This window comes from Frankia sp. CcCS3 (genome assembly GCF_977927575.1).
This window is the reverse complement of sequence record NZ_CDWRCL010000329.1, coordinates 1-3,164: the sequence shown is the minus strand read 5'-3', so window position 1 is coordinate 3,164 and position 3,164 is coordinate 1. Positions and strand designations below refer to the sequence as shown.

Below are 3,164 nucleotides of genomic sequence, written 5' to 3'. Positions count from 1 at the left end.
CCGCAGCCTTCGCCGCACAGGGTCTCGTCGGCTACCTTCTCACCCACCGCATGTCCCGACGTGACCGGGTTTATCTGGCCGCTTCCCAGCAGAACGGCATCACGAGCATCGTGCTGTCCCTGGCCTTGGAGCCGGCGATTCCCGGGGTCGCCGCCGTCGTCGCTCCGGCGGTCGTCACCATCAACCTGCTGCACTGGCTGATCAATCGCTGGATCGACACCAGGCCGACCGTCTTCGGAATCACCGGAGCGGACGACGCGGCCTTCGACGACCGCGGCCTGCCGCTGCGGGAGATGTCCCCGCGGGGCAGCGACCTGCTGGCTTTTGAGTAAGTGATGTGTGAGTGAACTTGAAGCAGTGGGCGGAGCGTGAGGGTGTCCACTACGTCACCGCTTACCGCTGGTTTCGGGAAGGGAAGCTGCCCGTACCGGCGCGCCGGGTCGGGCGGCTGATCCTGGTCGAGCCGTCCGCCGTCGAACGCCCCACGGGAGCCGTCGCGGTGTACGCGCGGGTCTCCTCCGCCGGCCAGTACCCCGGCCTTGACCGGCAGGTTGCCCGTGTCACCGCATGGGCAACCGGACGTGAGCTCGAAGACCTGCTCCGGCTGTAGGGCCGCCATCCGGCAACAGGTGGCTGCGAGCAAGGGGCCTACTCATGCTTCATGACTCGCAACGGTCAGACGAAGACCGTCTCGGCTGGGCGCAGGAGCCGCGCCAGGGCCTCGGCCGGAAGCACCGCAGCATCGGCCGGATGGGCTGAAAGCGGAGCAATCTGGGTGCGGTAGCAGTCGACCGCTCGCTGCTTGGCCCGCTGCACGTCGACAGGAAGATGCACCCGTCGCGCCCTGGCCCAGGGAACTCGCGGGTCGTCCGGCACCGCCCAGTGCCAGGTCCAGACGGGGTACTCGAGCAGCCGGGTGCCCGTCCGCGCGGCGGCGATCTCCGCCGCCCGACCCGTCGCCTCATGATCTGGATGACGATCCCCGGCATACGTTGCGAGCAGCCACCCGTCGGCGGTGAGCAACGGTTCCAGCTGGTCGGCCAACAGCTCCTCGTGCCCGGCGACCCGCCCGTCGCGCAGGCTGACCCGATGCACCGGCACCTGGGCCAGTCCGAGTTCGGCGAGAGCGGAATGCTGTTCCGCCACCCGTCGCCGCGCAAGCTCGGCCGGCGACAGCGTCGGAGATCCGGGATGGGATGCGTCGCCGTCGGTTACCGCAACAACGGTGAGCGACACGCTCAGCGTGGACAGGATGGTCATCAGGCCACCGATGCCCAGCACCTCATCGTCCGGGTGGGGAGCCACGATCACTGCATTCGTGGGCGGAACGGTCAGATCCAGCTCCGCCCACCCCGGATCCCATCCCTGCCAGACCGATTCGGGGGTCCCGCTGTCGTCGGCGAAGGGCCGACGCTCGTCCGCCACGCGTTCCTCCTGCATCGTTCTTCCATACGGCATACAGCGCGGCACCGCACGGACATCGGTGCAGTCATCGGCAACGCCACACGCACGGGGCGGCGTGGCGCGCCCACGACGCCGGCCGGCACCATCACAGCCCATCCTCCGGGCACAGCCCATCCTCCGGGCACAGCCCCACCCTCCCGGGTGTGCCCACGTCGCAAGCAGGGTGGGCGGGGCGGGACTGCGCTGGGCTTGAGCGACGGTACCCGTCGAAAACACCCGGGAGCCCGCGTTCCGGTCACCTCCCCGGCCGGAAGGTCGTCCGCGTCCTGATCCCGGTGAAGGGCCGCACGCCCCCCTCGCGACGGACGGTCTGGGACCGCCGACTCCGACCGGTCGTCGTCGCGGGCCCACGGCCGGACGATCGGTGGCCCCGGCCATCGGATTCGCCACCGGTCGCCACGACGGACCGGCCGCCGCGCCCCCGAGCCAGCCGGCTCCGCAGGATGCGTCGTGCCCCGCTGAAGCGGTGGCGACCGTCGACTACCGGGGCCGTCACTGGCCGACACGCTAGGACTGCGCCACCTACGTGGGCTCCGCCCCGGCGGTCCTACCCGGCGCCCGATGTCGGCCGACCAGGGCGCCACGGTCAGATACCGACGAGACGACGCGGGGACGGGATGGTCTCGACGACCTCGTCCACGACGTCCTCGGCGATGACGCGGCGCAGTTCCGCCTCGGGGCTCAGCACCAGCCGGTGTGCCAGGACCGGCTTGGCCAGCGCTTTGACGTCGTCGGGGGTCACGAAGGCCCGTCCCTGCGACGCGGCACGCACCTGGACGGCCCGAAGCAGCGCGATACTGCCCCGTGGGCTCGCCCCCAGGCGGACGACATCCGGCAGCGTGCGGGTCGCGGTGACCAGATCGACGATGTACCGCCGGAGGGCGGGTGCCACATAGATGGCGGATGTCCGGGCGGCGTGGGCCACCACGTCCTCCGCCCGCATCACCGGTCTCAGATCCTCGATGCGCCGACCCACCTGCCGACCATCGAGGATCTCCAGTTCCGCAGCGAGGGAGGGATATCCCATCCGCAGTCGCATGAGGAACCGGTCCAGATGGGCCTCGGGCAAGCTGTACGTGCCGTCCATGTCGATCGGGTTCTGCGTCGCGACGACCATGAAGGGCCGCGGTACCGGATAACCGGTCCCATCGACGGTGACCCGCCCCTCCTCCATGACCTCCAGCAGAGCCGACTGCGTCTTCGGCGAGGCGCGATTGATCCCATCGCCGATGACGAGGTTGGTGAACACCGGGCCCCCGCGGAATCCGAACTCGTCGGCACGCTGGTTGTAGACCATCGTCCCGATGATGTCCGCGGGCAGCAGGTCGGGCGTGAACTGGATGCGATGCCAGCCGGCGCCCACCGACGCGGCGAGGCTGCGGGCCAGGGAGGTCTTCCCCAGACCGGGGACATCCTCGACGAGGAGATGGCCGTCGGCGAACATGCAGATCGTCGCGAGATCCACCACCTCACGCTTGCCGCGGATGACCTTCTCGACGTTGGCGACCACATCGTGGAAAGAGGCTGAGAACGTGGCAACCGCGGACCGGTCGCCGGACGTACTGTCGCGGCCGTCGCCCATGCGGGTCACGCGCTGCCTCCTAGGGCCTGTTTGGGAAGTTTATCGGGGCAGCCATTCGTTGATCGCGGCGATGGTGACTGTTGCTTCGTAGCGGACGGCTAGCTTGTCGTAGCGGGTC

The 3,164-nt window shown here is 69.5% G+C and carries 2 protein-coding genes and 2 pseudogenes; 2 read left to right on the top strand and 2 right to left on the bottom strand.

Annotated elements, in window-relative coordinates; genetic code table 11:
- Positions 1 to 332: pseudogene (locus AC08OQ_RS18735) on the top strand (hypothetical protein); the annotation flags it as partial.
- An 11-nt stretch (positions 333 to 343) separates the two neighbouring features.
- Positions 344 to 589, top strand: a pseudogene (locus tag AC08OQ_RS18730) (IS607 family transposase); the annotation flags it as partial.
- Between the two features lie 86 nt (positions 590 to 675).
- Here AC08OQ_RS18730 and AC08OQ_RS18725 read toward each other — a convergent pair.
- Both AC08OQ_RS18725 and AC08OQ_RS18720 read right to left on the bottom strand, forming a co-directional pair.
- The gene (locus AC08OQ_RS18725) at positions 676 to 1,425 is read right to left on the bottom strand and encodes a PIG-L deacetylase family protein (RefSeq protein ID WP_476605747.1); all 750 of its coding nucleotides are present in this window, start codon (positions 1,423 to 1,425) and stop codon (positions 676 to 678) included.
- A gap of 625 nt (positions 1,426 to 2,050) precedes the next feature.
- Complete coding sequence (locus tag AC08OQ_RS18720; RefSeq protein WP_476602332.1) at positions 2,051 to 3,046, bottom strand: AAA family ATPase; 996 nt, start codon at positions 3,044 to 3,046, stop codon at positions 2,051 to 2,053.
- Positions 3,047 to 3,164 lie beyond the last annotated feature (118 nt).